Source organism: Bradyrhizobium sp. McL0616, assembly GCF_049993385.1.
Classification (GTDB): Bacteria; Pseudomonadota; Alphaproteobacteria; order Rhizobiales; family Xanthobacteraceae; genus Bradyrhizobium.
The window spans coordinates 1,636,216-1,651,586 of sequence record NZ_CP188255.1 but is presented as its reverse complement, the minus strand read 5'-3'; the positions used below and the strand labels follow the sequence as shown (position 1 = coordinate 1,651,586).

The window sequence follows — 15,371 nt, the reverse complement described above, 5'->3', positions numbered from 1 at the left end:
CACTCTCAGCGTTTCTGGAAGGCGGGGTGCCAGGAGAGCGTCAGGCGCTCCAGCACGCGGGAGGCGCTGTCGGCGAGCTTGCCGAGCAAAGCGTAGATCAGGATCGAGAGCACGACGACGTCGATCAGCATGAACTCGCGCGCCTGCATCGCCATGTAGCCGAGGCCCGAAGAGGCCGCGATGGTCTCTGCCACGATCAGCGTCAGCCACATGATGCCGAGCGCAAAGCGGATGCCGACGAAGATCGAGGGCAGCGCGCCCGGGAAGATCACGCGGCGGAACAGTTCGCTGTCGCTCATGCCGTAGATGCGGCCCATCTCGATCAGCTGGGGATCGACCGTACGGATGCCGTGCAGCGTGTTGAGGTAGATCGGGAAGAAAACGCCGAGCGCGACCAGGAACAGCTTTGCGCTCTCGTCGATGCCGAACCACAGAATGACCAGCGGGATCAGCGCCAGATGCGGCACGTTGCGCACCATCTGGAGCGTGGTGTCGGTAAGTTTTGCCGAGAGCTGCGACAGGCCGTTGGCGAGCCCGAACGCGAAGCCGATGCTGCCGCCGATCAAAAAGCCGATCGAGGCGCGCCAGAACGACACCCAGATGTTGCGGATGAGTTCGCCGGAGAGCAGCAGCTTCCAGCCGGCCAGCGCAACGTCGCTCGGGGCGGGCAGCACGCGGGTTGGCACGAAGCCGGTGACGCAGGCGATCTGCCAGACCACGACGATGGCGAGCGGCACGATCCACTGGATCAGGCCGTCGACGCGCGGCAGGCGGAAGTTGCGCGGGAGCGAAATACTGTCGATCAGGCTCATGACTGCGACACCCGATGCTGCGGACGATAATCACTGCCGACCGTCTCGCCGAAAGGACCGCCATTGAAGTGAAGCCTGGTCACGTTGCTCGGCAGGTCCAGCGAGAGCAGCGGGAAGACCAACTCGGCGAAGCGATAGGCTTCCTCGAGATGCGGGTAACCCGACAGGATGAAGGTATCGATGCCGATGTCCTGATACTCCTTGATGCGCGCCGCCACGGTCTCGGCGTCGCCGACCAGCGCCGTGCCGGCACCGCCGCGCACCAGGCCAACGCCGGCCCACAGATTTGGCGCGATCTCGAGCTTGTCGCGCTTGCCACCATGGAGCTGCGCCATGCGCTGCTGACCGACCGAGTCCATCCGCGCGAAGTTCTTCTGCGCAGTCGCGATCGTATCGTCGCTGACATGCTTGATCAGCTCGTTGGCGGCGCGCCAGGCTTCCTCGTTGGTTTCGCGGACAATCACGTGGAGGCGGATGCCGAAGGAGAGCTTTCGGCCGCGCGCCTCTGCGGCCGCCTTCACCTTCGCGACCTTCTCGGCGACCAGAGCCGGAGGCTCGCCCCAGGTGAGGTATTTGTCGACAGCGTCGACGGCAACGTCAATCCCGGCATCCGACGAGCCGCCGAAATAGAGCGGCGGCCGCGGTGACTGCACCGGGGGAAACAGCAGCTTGCCGCCCTCGACATGGATGTGCTTGCCCTCGACATCGACCGTCTTGCCCGCGAGCAGGTCGCTATAGACGTTGAGGAACTCGCGGGTGACTTCGTAGCGCTCGTCATGGCTGAGGAAGATGCCGTCGCCCTTGTTCTCGACGGGATCGCCGCCGGTGACGACGTTGACGAGCAGCCGGCCGTTGGTAATGCGATCGAGCGTCGCCGTCATGCGCGCTGCCACGGTCGGCGATTGCAGGCCGGGGCGCACCGCCACGAGATAGCGCAACCGCTCGGTGAACGGCGCGACGCTGGAGGCCACGACCCAGGAATCCTCGCAGCTCCGGCCAGTGGGCAGAAGTACGCCGTAATAGCCGAGCTGGTCGGCAGCCTGTGCGATCTGGCGCAGATAGTTGAAATTGACCTCGCGGCCGCCGATGCCGGTGCCGAGATAGCGGCCGTCACCGTGGGTCGGCAGGAACCAGAGGATGTTGGCCTTGTCTTGCTGACTCATGAACCTGGCCTCCGCGCCACGTCGGAAATCTTGATTGTCTTGGGGATCAGGTTGAGCGCGAAGAACGCATCCGCAACCTGCTGCTGGTCGGCGATCACTGCATCGGTCAACGGCTTGATGCCGTAGGACTGCCGCTTCAGCGCCACCTCGACCACCGGAACGGACAACCCGATCGCCGGCGCCAGCTGCTCGGCGACCGCGTGAATGTCGCCCTTGGCCCAATCGTCGACGGAGCTCAGCTCGGCGAGCACGGCATCGACGATCTTCGGGTTGGCTTCGAGGAATTTCTTCGAGGAGAAATAGAACTGGTAATTGGCGACGATGTCGGTGCCGTCAGCGAGCGTGCGCGCGCCGGTGGCGGCTTCAGCCGCCGCCTGGAACGGATCCCAGATCACCCAGGCATCGACCGCGCCGCGCTCGAAGGCGGCACGCGCATCGGCCGGTGCGAGGAACACGGGCTCAACTTCCGAATATTTGACACCCGCCTTCTCCAGCGCCTTGACCAGGAGATAGTGGACGTTGGAGCCCTTGTTTAGCGCGACTTTCTTGCCCTTGAGGTCGGCGACCGACTTCAGCGGGCTGTCCTTCGGCACCAAAATCGCCTCGCCCTTCGGCGCTGGCGGCTCATAGGCGACATACTGGATCGGCGCGCCGGCGGCCTGCGCGAAGATCGGCGGGGCTTCGCCGGTGTTTCCGAAATCGATCGCGCCGACATTGAGCGCTTCGAGCAGCGGCGGGCCCGAGGGGAATTCGGTCCACACCACCTTGTAGCCGTCGGCAGCAAGCTTCGGCTCCAGCGTGCCCTTGCTCTTGAGCAGCACCAGCTTGCCGTATTTCTGGTAGCCGATGCGAACGACCTTATCCTGGCCATAGGACGTGCCGACTGCGGCTGCGACGATGCCGATCGACAGGACGATGGCTGCGATCAGACGTTGAACGATGCGCCTCATGTCTAGACCTTTTGATATGGGGAGATTGGTCGGCACGATCAGGTCGCCGCGCTGCGCCAGACGATGTCGCGGATGACGACCGGCTTCGGGATCAGGCCCAGTCTGTAGAAGCGATCGGCGACGCCCTGCTGGGTCGCGACGATGTCGTCGGTAACGGGACCGATCACGAAGTTCGAGCGGTTGGCAGCGACGGTCTGGATGTCCAGCGGGACGCCGGTCACCGCGGCCAGCGATTTGGCGACCTCGTCGCGATGCTGTTCGGCCCATTTACCGGTCGCGGTCGTCACGTCGACGATCTGCTGCAGGATGGGGCCGTGGTTCTTGGCGAAATCGCGATTGGCGATGTAGAAGGAATTGGTCTTGGTGACTTCACGTGAATTGATCAGGATGCGGCCGCTCTGCTTGGTCTCGCCGATCGCAAAATACGGATCCCAGATCGCCCAGGCGTCGATGCTGCCATTGGCAAAGGCAGGGCCCGCGTCCGGCGGCGTCAGATAGACCGGGGTGATGTCGGCATAGGTGAGACCGGCCTTCTCCAGCGTCTGCACCACGACGTTGTGGGCGCTGGACCCCTTGGTGAAGCCGATGCGCTTGCCCTTGAGATCGGCGATGACGCGGATCGGCGAATCCTTCGGCACCAGAATGCCCTGGCCGTTGGTGATGGGCTGGCCGGCGGCATAGACGATCGCGGCGCCCGCGGCCTGGGCGAACACCGGCGGGGAATCACCGACCGCACCATAATCGATGCTGCCGACATTCATCGCCTCCATCATCGGCGGCCCCGATGAGAATTCGACCCATTTGACCTCGATGCCTTGCGGGGTGAAATGTTTTTCCAAGGATGCCTGCTGGCGCGTGATAACCAGCACGCCGGTCTTCTGGTAGCCGATACGTATTTCCTTCACGCCCGCTTGCGCGGTCGCGCGCGACGCAAACGCTGCCGCGATTGCGGTTCCAGCGGACAATTTCAGAAAGTTCCGACGCTGCATTCCGAGCTCCCGGCCGCACATGGCCGTCATCATTCACGTTTGAAGAATGATGGTGCGGGTTGTCGGAGGTGTCGAGACAGGCGGAAAAATAGCGATGCGAGCACTGCGCTTCCGAAAAGCGCATGATTAATCTTTCAAGCGGTCGCGCTCACGCAGAGGGATTTTTTTCCGCACGCGAATGTGAGAGCCGCCCGGATTAGGGCCAACGCTCCGAGGCCAGGCATAAAATGTGAAAAACAACCCCATGCACAGTAGCCCACGATAGTCGGATCAATGACTTACGCGGCAGACAAAGTCGTTTGCGCCGTCGGGCAAAACAGGAGCATGATGACATCGTCGCGGACTGGGCGCTGTTGTGGCGCGCACGGTCACCTGCCGGCCTAATGCAACCATTTCACCGGCAAATTGAGCAGCCCGCGAAACGCCCAGCCGCCGATCCGCACCGGCTCGTCGTCGGCGATTTGTAAATTCTTTACTTTTGCGAACACGGTCGGCAGCGCGACATCGGCGATCATGGCGCGGGAGGCCCAGGCACCGGCGCAGAAATGCGGACCGGCGCCGAAGGCAACGCTCTTGGCCGTATCACGCCGCACGTCGAATTGGTCGGCCCGCTCAAAATGCTTCTCGTCGCGGTTGGCCGAGCCGAACATCAGGAACACGCGCTCATCAAGCTCGAACGACACGTCGCGAATGCTCCACGGCTTTGCGATGCGCCGCGGCGACATGCCGATCGGCGAGATCCAGCGGGCGTATTCCTCGAACGCCTCGAGCCAGGACACCTCGCCGTTGCGCACGAGGTCGAGCTGGTCGGGATGGGTCAGCAGCGCCCACACCGTACCGGCGATCGCCTTGCGCGGCTCGTTCTGACCGCCGGAGATCGCGAGTTTTACATTTGCGCGCACGCTCTCCATCGGCATGCCCGCAGCGAGCAGCACGCCGAGGATGCTTTGGTCCGGCTTATTGCGCATCACCGGCAGAATGTCGTCGATCGCCGCATCGATGCCTGATGTCGCAGCATGGCAGCGCGCCTCGACCGCGGGATCGCCGCTGTAATTGGCGATGCCTTCGATCATGCCTTGCGACCAGGCATCCATGTCGTGGAAGTCGATGTTAGTGAGGCCGGTGATGGACTTCAGGCACTCTCCGGAGAACGGCAGCGCGAAGTCGCGCATGAAATCAATCCGCCCCGGCGCGATCGCCTCGAGGATGCGGTCGGCATGAGCCTGGAACAACGCGGTCCAGTGCGCTTTCACCGTCTTCGGCGACACCGTCGGAAACATCGCGCGGCGCTCGACCTGATGCGCCTCGCCGTCCTTGCGCATCATGTTGTGGCCCATCAGCCGGTTCATCAGGCCGGCGGGCTGGTGCGAGGAGAACACGTCGATCTGCTTCTCGGAGATCGAGATGTCGTCGCGGCAGCTCAGCAGCGTCGAGCCGAGCTGCGGCACGAAGGCGATCGGCGCCTCCTTCCGCAGCTTCGCAAGCATCGGATAGGGATCGGCCCAGAACGCGGCCGGGTCGATGTCGATGCGCGGCGCGGTGCTCAAGGCGGTCTCCCTGGATTCTCGTGTGCTCCAGGCCAGACTAGCGAACCCAGGCGCCGACGTCTGTCCCTAGCGATAGGGACAGACAAGACTATTTGTTTGCGACCTTGGTCGGATCGTTGACCGCCTTGAAGGTCTCGAATTCGACGCTGTAAAGCGCGCCATTAACCTTCTCGACGCGGCGAATATAGATGTTATGGACAACATCGCGCGTCCTTGAATCAATCGACATCGGGCCGCGCGGACTCTCCCACGCCATTCCCTTCATGGCCTCGACGAGCGCAGGACCATCCGTTTTGCCTTCGGTCTTCTTGAGTGCCTCATAGATGAGGTGCATGCCGTCATAGGCGCTGACGCTGATGAAGTTCGGTCTCACGTTGGCGTTGGCCTTCTGGAAGGCCGCGACATATTCTTTGTTCAACGCAGAGGGATGATAGGCGGAATAGAAGCCGGCCGTGACGGTACCGATCATCGCATCGCTCATGCCTGGCAGGTCTTCGTCATCGGTGATGTCGCCCGGACCGATTAGCTTGATGCCCGATTTGTCCAGCCCGCGTTCGACGAATTGCTTCGCAAGCACGGCCGCCTGACCTGCGGGGACGAAGACGAAAAGTGTGTCCGGATTGCCATCGCGCGCGCGCTGCAGGAATGGCGCGAAGTCCGGGTTCGCGAGAGGCACCTTGAGCGCTTCCACGATGGCGCCGCCCGCTTGCGTGAAGGTGGAGGAAAACACCCCGGAAGCCTCATACCCCGGCGCCCAGTCCGACGCGATGATGGTGACGTGCTTCGACCCGTTCTTTGCGGCCCAGTTGGCAAGTACGCTGGCCTGCTGGGCGTGGGTCCAACTGGTGCGGACGAAATACGGCGATCGCTCCGTAACGATCGACGTCCCCGAGACCATGACCACCGTCGCCGTCTTGCTTTCGTTGACCAGTGGCGCAATGGCCAGCACGTTCGGCGTCAGGCCGCCGCCAAGAATGGCGACCTTGTCGGAGACGATCAGTTCCTGGGTTATCCGCTTCGAATTGTCGGGAAGGCTGGCGTCGTCCCTGACGATCAGCTCGATCTTGCGGCCGGCGACCGTATCGCCGTGCTGCGCCACATAAAGGCGGGCGCCGGCTACGGCCTGCTTTCCGACCGGACCCAATGCCCCGGTGAGCGGCATGACGAGCCCGATTTTGACTGTATCTTGCGCCGCAACATCGCCGGCAAACAACGAACCAGCGAAGGCCGACACCGCAAATAGATAATGCGATTTCTTAAGCATGACAGGCTGCCTCCCTTAGTATCGACTATCAATGAAGCAGCCTTAGGCGCATTTTCCCACAGACGGCAGCAGCAAGATTGCGTCGCGCCAAGTCAAGATTGAATAACTCATGTTTGACTGGGACGATCTTCGGTATTTTTTGGCGGTAGCCCGGCATGGCAGCACGATCGCAGCCGCGAAGGCGCTCAATCTCAGCCAGTCGACCGTCCATCGGCGGCTGCTCGAACTGGAAAAACGTGTCGGGCGAAATATCGTTATCCGGCATGCGACGGGTTATCGCCTGACCGAGTTCGGCACGCGGTTGCAGCCTTGGGCTGAACAGGTCGAAAAGGCGATCGGCTCGCTCGAGCGCTATCTCGTTGCGGCAGACGAGACACCGACCGGCACGATCAGGGTGACATGTTCGGAGTCGATCGGTTTCCGCTTGATGCAGTCGCCGCTGCTCGAAACCTTTCATAGTCGCCACACTGGCCTGCGGGTCGAACTGATCATGAGCGACCACTTCCTCAATATTGCCAAGGGCGAAGCCGACGTCGCGATCCGCGCCGGCGTGCCGAATGAAGAAGCGCTCGTTGGACGCAAAATCGCGGATGTGCCCTGGGCGCTCTATTGCAGTCGCGGCTACCTCGCGCGCCACGGCCGGGTGGAGCGGACTGAAGATATCGCGAAGCATTCAGTGATCGAATTCGACGGCGACATCAGGGACCACCACGCCGCCAAATGGCTTCGGTCGGTGGCGCCCACGGCTAGGGTAGTTGCCCGAAGCGACACTGTGCCGGGACTGCTCATGACCGTGAAGTCGGGCGCGGGTCTCGCACCGCTACCCGTGCCGCTGGCAATTCGGGACAGCGATCTTGTATCCGTGCTGGGTCCATTGCCCGGACTCTATTCGCCAATTTACCTGCTGACCCACCCCGACCTCCGGCACATGCCGCGCGTCCGGACATTCTTTGATTTCATCATTGAGGAGATCGACAGCGTGCGCCCGGTGCTTACCGCGGGTAGCTAAATCTCTCTCAGGTAAAATCAGTGCACGACCAGCGGACAACCGCTGTCCGCCGCCGCACGGAACGCCTGACTACCCGGGATCACACTCAGAATGTTGTAATAGTCCCAGGGCCCGATCGATTCCGACGGCTTTTTCACCTGCGCAAAATACATGTCGTGGACCATCCGGCCGTCTTCCCGGACCCGGCCGTTGCTGGTGTAGAAATCGTTCACCGGCAGTTCGCGCATTTTGACCATGACTGCCTTCGCCTCGTCCGTACCGGCGGCGGCGATCGATGCGAGGTAATGACGGACGGCCGAATAGGTACCGGCCTGCGCCATCGTCGGCATTTTCCCGTGCCGCTCGAAAAAGCGTTTCGACCACGCCCGAGTTTGATCGTTGCGATCCCAGTAGAACGCCGTCACGAACTTCAAGCCCTGCGCAGCCTGCAGCTCCATGCTGTGAACGTCGGAAATGAAGACCAGCAAAGAGACCATAGTTTGGTTTTTCGTCAGCCCGAATTCGTTGGCCTGCTTGACGGCGTTGATCATGTCTCCGCCGGAGTTGGCGAAAGCCACCACCTTCGCACCGGACGCCTGCGCTTGAAGCAGGTAGCTGCTGAAGTCCGAAGTGTTGAGCGGATGCCGTACGCTGCCGAGCACCTTGCCTCCGGCAGCCTGCACCGCGCTGGTTGCATCCGCCTCCAGCGAATGGCCGAACGCATAATCCACCGTGATGAAGAACCAGGTATCGCGGCCTTCCGCCACGATGGACCTGGCCAGACTGGTTGTGAGCGCATAACTGTCGTGGACCCAGGATGCCTCCGTCGGCGTACATCCCTTGCCGGTAAAGGCGGTGCTCCCCACCGCGCCGGCGATGACGATCCGGCTGTGGTCGGCGGCAAGTTGTTCGACCGCGAGCGCCACGGCTGAATTGTCAAATCCGATCGCCATGTCAACACCGGCGGTTTCGAACCAGCGGCGCGCGACGGCCATCCCGATATCAGCCTTGTTCTGATGGTCGGCGAAAATGATCTCAACGGGCCTGCCCAACACGGCGCCACCGGCATCTTCGACCGCCATGCGCGCAGCAACGACCGAGCCCTGACCGCCCAGATCAGCATAAAGGCCGGACTGGTCGTTGAGCACCCCGATCCTGACGACATCATCGGAAATCTGCGCAATTGCGCCACGCGCTCCAAAGGTCGCGGCAGCAAGAACTAAAATAAGGACATTTTGCAATCGCATGACGTCCCTGCCGCCCACGAACTCGGTACGCTGTTTGTCGGGCTGTTCAACGTAAATCGCTCACTACGAAGACACAAGAAGTCTTGCTGTTCGAGAGCCGTTTTCGAAGTCGGCCGCAGCCACCGCTGCCTGTTTAAATGTCCGCTAATGGGATGTCCCGCCGTATTCCCGCCCACCAGCGATAGAGCGTCCGCTTTGCGCTCGGAAGCAGAGATCACGGACTTAGCGTACCCCTTAGTTCAGGCGGCTAGGCCCCGCGAGCAGGCGCAGCACGATCGAAAACAATTCGTTCTGCGCGGAAATGCCGAGCCGCTCATAGGCGCGCTTGCGGTAGGTCAGCGTCGAATGCAGGCTGATACCAAGCGCTTGCGAGATCGCCTCCGAGCTGAGACCGAGCAGGATGTGCCGGCAGACCTCCTGCTCGCGCGGCGTGAGATCGGCGAGTGGAACGCGGGTCGCAAACAGCGCGGGGAGATTTTGCTCGGGTGCCGCCGTGCTGTGCTGGAAATGGCGCGCCACGCTTGCGCCGATCGCCGGCGCGATGGCTCTGAGCTGCGCGCGCTGGGCGTCGCTGAAGCGGCCCTGGGCGGCGATGCGGTAGAAATTGACATAGAAGCAGGTGTCGTCGACCCAGATCGCGGTTGCGCATTTGTCGACGATGCCGGAATCCGCAAAGAAGATTTTCCGGTAGCGCGCGCCATACATGCGCGGCGCGAACGACGGCAGCATGATCGGCGCGCTGCCCGCGCCTTCGAACAGTGCATCGCGATTGGGATCGGATTCGTGGAACTGGCCGGCATAGGCGGCGCCGAGATCGCTGCCGGTCGGGATGTTACCGGCATCGAGCAGGCAACTCGCCGCGCCCGCGCGGCTCAGCGCAAACACCATGCAATGGCCGACTCCGGCTTGCCGGCGCAGCGTCTCGATCAGCACGTTGGGAAAATCCGGCCGGCCGATGGCGAGCACCGCGGGCGTGACATCGCCAGCCGCCAAGCCTGAGCCTGTCCCGTGGGGCCGCATTGTTTTCTCCCTGCCGCGTTTTGCCGAAACTTATCAGCAAAGGCAGCACGCCGGAAGTCCGCCTACCCCGCCGCCGCCTTCGCCGGCTCGACGCTGACCGCGAGCTTGCCGTAGCGGTCGGTGAAGGCCTCGGTGTCGATCTCCTCGAGCTTGATGTCGCCGCTCATGACACCCTGCTTCCAGGCCGCTTGCGCCGGATCGTTCTGGAACTCCGGCATCACCTCGCGGCCGAACAGCTCCAGCGATTCGCAGATGTGCTCGTGGCTGTTCTTGCCGGCCTGATTGAGCAGGATGACCTGGTCGATATGCGAGCCTTGAAAACGCTTGAGCTTCTTGCGGATCGTCTCCGGCGAGCCGATCAGGCCGCCGCGCAGCGCCGCCTCCTGCGCTTCCGGGTTCTCGCGCTTCCACTTATTGTACTCGTCCCACATGTTGACGGTGTAGGGCGCAGGCCGCTGACGGTTCTGCGAAGCACCGTAGAAGCGCAGCGCGAACTGGAAGAAGGTGGCGCCATCGGCACGGGCGCGTGCCTCCTCGTCGGTCTTGGCGCACATGAAGAACGACACCAGCGCCATGTTCGGGTTGATCTCGTAGTCGGCGAGCTTTTTGAGCCGCTTGGTCATCGCGTTGTAATAGGCGTGCACCCAGGCGTGCGCGGCATCAGCGCTGACGAACTGGAAGCCGAGCGCGCCAAAGCCGTGACGGCCGGCGCGCTCGATGGTCGGCAGCTGCGAGCAAGCCATCCACAGCGGCGGATGCGGCTTTTGCACCGGCTTCGGCACCACATTGCGCAACGGGATGTCGAAATGCTTGCCGTGATGCTCGCTGCCGGCGTCCCTGAACATCGGGAAGATCGCCGCTACGGCCTCCTCGAACACTTCCTTCTTGGTCTCCATGTCGCGGCCGAACGGCGTCAGCTCGGTGATCGAGGCGCTCTCGCCCATGCCGAACTCACAGCGGCCGTTCGAGAGCAGGTCCAGCACCGCGACACGCTCGGCGACGCGGGCGGGATGATTGGTGGTGAGCTGGAGAATGCCGTGGCCGAGCCGGATGTTTTTCGTGCGCTGGCTGGCCGCGGCGAGGAAGGATTCCGGCGAGGGCGAGTGCGAATATTCCTCGAGGAAATGATGCTCGACGACCCAGGCGTGGTCGTAGCCGTGCTTGTCGGCGAGTTCCAGCTGCGAGAGCGCGTTCTGGTAGAGCCTGAGCTCGTCGCCGGCCACCCAGGGCCGTGGCAGCTGCAGCTCGTAGAAGATGCCGAACTTCATGACGCCCCTCCCGCCTATTTTTTGTTGCGCTCATCTTAGTGAGCGGGGCGGCGCTGTCTACGCGGTCGCAATTCCGCCTTGCGGGAGAACGGTCTGCTCTTTCATCCGAACTGGAAGGTCGGCCAAAACGGGAGCCCGCGACTAGGGGCTACCTCACTTTTCGCTGAGCCCGGCATTCGAGCGCGGGTTCTGTGTTATGGTTGCGATGGCGGTCGGAGACGGTCAGATGGACGCGTGGTCGATTTTCATTTTTATCGTTTTCTTTGCGGCGATGCCCCTTGCCACCGAGATGGCCCGGGAGCGTGGCAGATCGCGCAAGCTTTGGTTCTGGATCGCGTTCTGCGTCGGGCCGTTAGCGCCCATCATGCTCCTCGTTCTCGGCGACCGACGAGATCGCGAAGCAAATCACGTTTAACAAATTCAAGACGTTGCCCGGTTCAGAGCGGCAACAGCCAGGGCACGAGCAAGGTGCAGACTATCAAAGCGACCAGGGAAAACGGCACGCCAACGCGCACAAAGTCACCGAACGTGTAATGTCCGGGGGCGACCACCAACGTGTTAACCGGTGACGACACAGGCGTCATGAACGCAGTCGAAGCAGCCAGGGCCACGGTCATTGCAAACGGATACGGCGAGGCATGCATTTCATTCGCGACAGCGATGGCGACGGGGGCCATCAACACTGCCGTCGCGGTATTCGAGATAAACATCCCAAGCAGCGCCGTCATGGCAAAGAGCGTGGCCAGCATGACGTGATGGCCGGCACCGCTGGTGATGGCTCTTAGCCCATCAGCCGCCAGTTCAACCCCGCCGGTTCTCTCAAGTGCGACCGAAAACGGCAACATCCCGACAATCAGGACAATGGTCTTCCAGTCGACCGAACGATAGGCGCTGGTAATGTCGATACAGCCCAGTGCGCCCATCAGCATGCATCCGATCAGGGCGGCCTGCACATTCGGGATCAGGCCGCTGACCATCAAACCAACGACGAGCGCCAGGCAAATCACCGCCTGCGGCGCCTTGCCCGGTACCTGGAGAACCTGCCCGGACTCGGCAGGCAGCCTGATCGTGACCAAATCCGTATTGGCAGACTGGAGCTCTTCGATGTCCCCCCAGGGGCCAATCAGCAACAGCATGTCGCCGACCGCCAGCGCATCGTTCAGAAGGTCGTCTTGATGCGCAGCCACGCCGCGCCGCAGGCCGATCACGGTCAATCCGAACCGACTGCGAAACTTTGCCTGGACGATCGTCTTGCCGATGAGATCCGAAGTCGGCACCAACAAGACCTCCACCATGCCGATTTCCTGCGATCGATCGGTGAAATAGCTTCCGCTCAACGGAAGCTCTTCCAGCGCAAATTGATGACGAAGCTCAGCTATGTTGCTGTGGTTTGCAAACAGATCGATCAGCAAGACATCATTGACCGCGAGCTCCAGCTTGGCGGTGGGACGCAGAACCTCCTTTGAAAATCTGCGGCTGCGTTCTACGGCCACAATGCTTGCTCCGGACGAGCCGCGAAGGTCCAGGGCTTCGATGGTCATGCCGGCGAGGGATGATTGTTCCGTCACGCGAAGCCGGTATTCGCGCTCCGCGAGCTTGTATTCATCGATCCAGACAGAGAAGTTCGGGCTGCCGGCGTTCTTCGCCTCCACCTTGTTGGGCAGCCAGCGATGCGCGAAGCACATGTACAGAATGCCCAGGGCGAGGATCGGCAAGCCGAACGGCGTGAAGCTGAAGAAACGAAATCCTTCAATCCCGTGACGCTCGAGTTCACCGTTGACGACCAGGTTTGGTGCCGTCGCAACAAGCGTCAGCATTCCGCTTATGAGCGCCGCGAAACTGAGGGGCATCATCAGTTGGCCCGGTCCGACACCCGTGCTGTTTGCAATTCGCAACGCGACTGGAATGAAGATGGCGGTAACGGCCGTCGAACTCATCGTCGCACCGAGGCCAGCGACGACCGTCATCAGCAGGACAATCAGCGTGATCCTGCTGTCTCCGGCCTTCGCAATCAGCCAGTCGCCCAGCCGCTGCGCGACACCCGTTCGGACCAAGCCGTCGCCAAGCACGAAGAGAGCGGCTATCAGAACAATGTTTGGATCGCTGAAACCTGCCAATGCCTCACCCATGGTGAGGACACCGGTGAAGGGGAGCGCAAGGAGCATGATCAGCGCGACCACGTCCAGGCGCGGCCTGTTGATCGCGAACATCACGATCGCCGCCCCAAGAAGGACCAGGACAATCGTCAGATCAAACATGAATGTCCGCCATGGAGGTCGCCGACTTCAATTCAGATGATAATGACAAGACGGCGAGGGAATCAAGGACACGTCGACTGGCCGTCAACGCGCACTTGCCGTGATCGACGGTGGATTGCGATCATGGTGATGCTGGTATTGATACGACTTGCACCGAGACGTTCATTCGGCTGAATGCATCCGCCGGACCATCCCACGTGCCGGAAAGCGGCGAGGCCCTTTCCTGTTCGCGCGTCACGGCGACGGGTATGTGCTCACTGCCGACGATCTTGTTGTTGGTAGGATCATAGCCGCGCCATCCGGCTCCGGGGATATAGATCTCGGTCCAGGCGTGCGTGGCGCCGTGTTGCCCCTCGGCCATCTGGATGTAGCCGGTGACAAAGCGCGCACCAAATCCCCAGTAGCGGGCAGCCTCCATCATGAACACCGCATAGTCGCGACAGGTCCCGCTGCCGAGCCGCAGCGTTTCGTTGGGTGATTGAACCCCGAAAGCCTCGCGGGAAACGTACTTGAACGATCGGTAGATGTGAGTATTCAGATTGTTCAGAAGGTCCAGCGTGCCGATCAACTGGCCGGGTTTGTAGAGGTCGCGCAACCATTCGAACAGGGCGGTCGCGTCATAGATATAGCTCGGGAGACGATACACCGTCAGCTCAAGTTGCTCTTCTGGAGGATATTGGAAGGGAAATGAACTGGCGAATGGCGCAATCCGCCATTCAATGGGGTCGTCGTAGTAAAGGTCGACGTCGACCTCGCTTGCGATCCTGAGCTTGTCGGATAATTCCAAAAAGGTCACGACTGCGATGGCATTGTCGTAGTTGTCGCGCAACCAGCGAACTTCCGCGTTCGGCTCGATATCGACCGACCCTCTCACGATGTGGACGTCATGTCCCTCGCGAGGCCGCATCATGGCTCGATGAGTGCCGAAGGTGACGGGCTGATTGTAAAAATATTCGGTCTTGTGAATGATTCGGATTCGCCTCATATGTAGCTCCCCCACGCAGCAGCGATGGATGTTGCGGCGCCCGCTACCACTGGGTGTAAGTCGCAGGCACTTCCGAGGCAAGAGAAGAAGTATGCGGCCTTGGCGGCCCCGGAGCCGCAGAGCGTCTTCGCTTTTTGGGTAACGATCGTTGCCGCTTAGTTCCCCAGCGCGCACGTAAGCTCCGCCCATTGGCCGCGCTGCGACATCCGGTCAAGCCGATCGATTGATCCAGATCAACGCGGCAGCGGCCCTGATGCATCTAAAGTGCAGCAAGGCAACGGCCCGGATGCCGTCCCGATTCCCAAAATTTCAGAGAGACCGAATATGTCGGCCCCTGACGACACGACTCCGCGCGTGCGCCGTAAGCGCATGGAGATTTTTGCGTTCCTGTTCCTGACCGCGGTCGTGATGCCCGTCCTCGCGGTCGGAACGGTCGGCTCCTACGGGCTCGGCGTCTGGATCTACCAGATGGTCGCAGGCCCGCCCGGCCCGCCGCCCTCCCCGCATTAATCCTCGCCAGCGAAAAACAGGCATCATGGCCCAAGCCTCACTGAGTAAAGCCACACTCAACCGCCGCGCATTGATCACCGGCCGGGTGCTCAGCACCGACCGCATCGTGTCCCCGCCGGGCTACGAGATCGCCAGCATCATCGTGCAGGCGCGCCCCGAACGTCTCGCCGAGGTTGAAGCCGACATCGTCGCCCTTCCTGGCTGCGAGATCCACGGCCGCGATCCGCGCGGAAAACTCGTCGTCGTGACCGAAGCACCGGACGCCGGCAGCCTCGGCACCCTGCTTAACACCATCCAGTCGCTGCCCAACGTCTATTCAGCAGCGCTGGTGTTTCACGCCATCGAAACGACCTAACGGCCGGGAGAGCCA

The 15,371-nt window shown here is 61.8% G+C and carries 15 protein-coding genes; 4 read left to right on the top strand and 11 right to left on the bottom strand.

The window, feature by feature from the left end; translation table 11 throughout:
- Window positions 1–5 precede the first annotated feature (5 nt).
- The 6 genes from ssuC to ACPPVR_RS07935 form a co-directional block, all read right to left on the bottom strand.
- A complete protein-coding gene (ssuC, locus tag ACPPVR_RS07960) occupies window positions 6–812 on the bottom strand; it encodes an aliphatic sulfonate ABC transporter permease SsuC (protein ID WP_426613683.1) in 807 nt (268 codons plus the stop codon).
- Entirely contained in the window at window positions 809–1,975 is a 1,167-nt protein-coding gene (gene ssuD / locus ACPPVR_RS07955; protein ID WP_426613682.1) for an FMNH2-dependent alkanesulfonate monooxygenase, read from the bottom strand. Before ssuD ends, ssuC begins: the two co-directional genes overlap by 4 nt.
- Window positions 1,972–2,925: a sulfonate ABC transporter substrate-binding protein gene (locus ACPPVR_RS07950; RefSeq protein WP_426613681.1), complete on the bottom strand. Its 954-nt coding sequence runs from the start codon at window positions 2,923–2,925 to the stop codon at window positions 1,972–1,974. Before ACPPVR_RS07950 ends, ssuD begins: the two co-directional genes overlap by 4 nt.
- 38 nt (window positions 2,926–2,963) lie before the next feature.
- A complete protein-coding gene (locus ACPPVR_RS07945) occupies window positions 2,964–3,914 on the bottom strand; it encodes a sulfonate ABC transporter substrate-binding protein (RefSeq protein WP_426613680.1) in 951 nt (316 codons plus the stop codon).
- Window positions 3,915–4,294: 380 nt separating this feature from the next.
- A complete protein-coding gene (locus ACPPVR_RS07940) occupies window positions 4,295–5,461 on the bottom strand; it encodes a cytochrome P450 (protein ID WP_426613679.1) in 1,167 nt (388 codons plus the stop codon).
- A gap of 88 nt (window positions 5,462–5,549) precedes the next feature.
- Window positions 5,550–6,725 (bottom strand): ABC transporter substrate-binding protein, encoded by a 1,176-nt coding sequence (locus ACPPVR_RS07935; RefSeq protein ID WP_426613678.1) that lies wholly within the window; start codon window positions 6,723–6,725, stop codon window positions 5,550–5,552.
- 109 nt (window positions 6,726–6,834) lie between these two features.
- On the opposite strand from ACPPVR_RS07935, the gene ACPPVR_RS07930 reads away from it, so the two are divergent.
- Window positions 6,835–7,734, top strand: a complete 900-nt coding sequence (locus ACPPVR_RS07930; protein ID WP_426613677.1) for a LysR family transcriptional regulator — start codon at window positions 6,835–6,837, stop codon at window positions 7,732–7,734.
- 17 nt (window positions 7,735–7,751) lie between these two features.
- On the opposite strand, the gene ACPPVR_RS07925 is transcribed toward ACPPVR_RS07930, so the two are convergent.
- The 3 genes from ACPPVR_RS07925 to ACPPVR_RS07915 form a co-directional block, all read right to left on the bottom strand.
- Complete coding sequence (locus ACPPVR_RS07925) at window positions 7,752–8,960, bottom strand: ABC transporter substrate-binding protein (protein ID WP_426613676.1); 1,209 nt, start codon at window positions 8,958–8,960, stop codon at window positions 7,752–7,754.
- Window positions 8,961–9,194: 234 nt separating this feature from the next.
- Window positions 9,195–9,980: a helix-turn-helix transcriptional regulator gene (locus ACPPVR_RS07920; protein ID WP_426613675.1), complete on the bottom strand. Its 786-nt coding sequence runs from the start codon at window positions 9,978–9,980 to the stop codon at window positions 9,195–9,197.
- Window positions 9,981–10,042: 62 nt separating this feature from the next.
- Entirely contained in the window at window positions 10,043–11,248 is a 1,206-nt protein-coding gene (locus ACPPVR_RS07915) for an LLM class flavin-dependent oxidoreductase (protein WP_426613674.1), read from the bottom strand.
- 226 nt (window positions 11,249–11,474) lie between these two features.
- Between ACPPVR_RS07915 and ACPPVR_RS07910 the strand changes: the two genes are divergently transcribed.
- Complete coding sequence (locus ACPPVR_RS07910) at window positions 11,475–11,663, top strand: hypothetical protein (RefSeq protein WP_426613673.1); 189 nt, start codon at window positions 11,475–11,477, stop codon at window positions 11,661–11,663.
- A 22-nt stretch (window positions 11,664–11,685) separates the two neighbouring features.
- Here the strand turns inward: ACPPVR_RS07910 and ACPPVR_RS07905 are convergent, their stop codons facing one another.
- Window positions 11,686–13,506 carry an SLC13 family permease gene (locus tag ACPPVR_RS07905; RefSeq protein WP_426613672.1) on the bottom strand — a complete coding sequence of 607 codons (1,821 nt, stop codon included), beginning with the start codon at window positions 13,504–13,506 and terminating at the stop codon, window positions 11,686–11,688.
- Window positions 13,507–13,627: 121 nt separating this feature from the next.
- Window positions 13,628–14,491: a transglutaminase family protein gene (locus ACPPVR_RS07900; RefSeq protein ID WP_426613671.1), complete on the bottom strand. Its 864-nt coding sequence runs from the start codon at window positions 14,489–14,491 to the stop codon at window positions 13,628–13,630.
- A 324-nt stretch (window positions 14,492–14,815) separates the two neighbouring features.
- On the opposite strand from ACPPVR_RS07900, the gene napE reads away from it, so the two are divergent.
- Together napE and ACPPVR_RS07890 are read left to right on the top strand one after the other, a co-directional pair.
- Complete coding sequence (gene napE / locus ACPPVR_RS07895; protein ID WP_426613670.1) at window positions 14,816–15,001, top strand: periplasmic nitrate reductase, NapE protein; 186 nt, start codon at window positions 14,816–14,818, stop codon at window positions 14,999–15,001.
- A gap of 25 nt (window positions 15,002–15,026) precedes the next feature.
- Window positions 15,027–15,356, top strand: coding sequence for a chaperone NapD (locus tag ACPPVR_RS07890; protein WP_426613669.1), 330 nt, complete (start codon window positions 15,027–15,029; stop codon window positions 15,354–15,356).
- Window positions 15,357–15,371 lie beyond the last annotated feature (15 nt).

Bases quoted from the DNA above. Each gene is read 5' to 3' on its own strand.
- ACPPVR_RS07905 (WP_426613672.1), bottom strand. From the start codon at position 13,506: ATGTTTGATCTGACGATTGTCCTGGTCCTTCTTGGGGCGGCGATCGTG.
- ACPPVR_RS07910 (WP_426613673.1), top strand. From the start codon at position 11,475: ATGGACGCGTGGTCGATTTTCATTTTTATCGTTTTCTTTGCGGCGATG.
- ssuC (WP_426613683.1), bottom strand. From the start codon at position 812: ATGAGCCTGATCGACAGTATTTCGCTCCCGCGCAACTTCCGCCTGCCG.
- ACPPVR_RS07950 (WP_426613681.1), bottom strand. From the start codon at position 2,925: ATGAGGCGCATCGTTCAACGTCTGATCGCAGCCATCGTCCTGTCGATC.
- ACPPVR_RS07930 (WP_426613677.1), top strand. From the start codon at position 6,835: ATGTTTGACTGGGACGATCTTCGGTATTTTTTGGCGGTAGCCCGGCAT.
- ssuD (WP_426613682.1), bottom strand. From the start codon at position 1,975: ATGAGTCAGCAAGACAAGGCCAACATCCTCTGGTTCCTGCCGACCCAC.
- ACPPVR_RS07935 (WP_426613678.1), bottom strand. From the start codon at position 6,725: ATGCTTAAGAAATCGCATTATCTATTTGCGGTGTCGGCCTTCGCTGGT.
- ACPPVR_RS07890 (WP_426613669.1), top strand. From the start codon at position 15,027: ATGGCCCAAGCCTCACTGAGTAAAGCCACACTCAACCGCCGCGCATTG.
- ACPPVR_RS07915 (WP_426613674.1), bottom strand. From the start codon at position 11,248: ATGAAGTTCGGCATCTTCTACGAGCTGCAGCTGCCACGGCCCTGGGTG.
- ACPPVR_RS07920 (WP_426613675.1), bottom strand. From the start codon at position 9,980: ATGCGGCCCCACGGGACAGGCTCAGGCTTGGCGGCTGGCGATGTCACG.
- ACPPVR_RS07900 (WP_426613671.1), bottom strand. From the start codon at position 14,491: ATGAGGCGAATCCGAATCATTCACAAGACCGAATATTTTTACAATCAG.
- ACPPVR_RS07945 (WP_426613680.1), bottom strand. From the start codon at position 3,914: ATGCAGCGTCGGAACTTTCTGAAATTGTCCGCTGGAACCGCAATCGCG.
- ACPPVR_RS07925 (WP_426613676.1), bottom strand. From the start codon at position 8,960: ATGCGATTGCAAAATGTCCTTATTTTAGTTCTTGCTGCCGCGACCTTT.
- napE (WP_426613670.1), top strand. From the start codon at position 14,816: ATGTCGGCCCCTGACGACACGACTCCGCGCGTGCGCCGTAAGCGCATG.